The 359-nt window shown below is 32.3% G+C and carries 1 pseudogene; it reads left to right on the forward strand.

Annotation, left to right across the window (positions count from 1 at the left end):
* Window positions 1-203: 203 nt before the first annotated feature.
* A pseudogene (locus tag CWB78_RS18420) lies at window positions 204-335 on the forward strand (DUF4277 domain-containing protein); the annotation flags it as partial.
* Between the last annotated feature and the right edge of the window lie 24 nt (window positions 336-359).

The raw sequence follows: 359 nt of genomic DNA on the forward strand, positions 1-359 counted from the left end.
CCCATCTTATTACGGAATGTAGTTACTGCGTAATGAAGTGGTAAAGATAGATATGCGACCCAAAACTTATACCTAGACATATAGAATCTTATCGAATGAAGATATACCAGTCATTGATCAGACCAATTTCAAAAATTTCGATTTAATTTAAACGCTTAATTATCTTTAATTTGATAAAATAACATCTCAACTTTGAGGTGTATATGAATCTAAAAATCAAACGGTTAGACCATCACGGTATTGTTTCAGGTGTTATAGAAGACTTAAAAATTGTCAGCCTTTTAGATCAATACTTACCTCAAGACGATAAACAAGAAATCACCCACGGTCAATCTTGAAAATGCTTTATGATGGATGGG

Origin of the sequence: Pseudoalteromonas sp. S1612 (assembly GCF_005887175.1) — a bacterium.
In the GTDB taxonomy this organism is placed as follows: domain Bacteria; phylum Pseudomonadota; class Gammaproteobacteria; order Enterobacterales; family Alteromonadaceae; genus Pseudoalteromonas; species Pseudoalteromonas undina.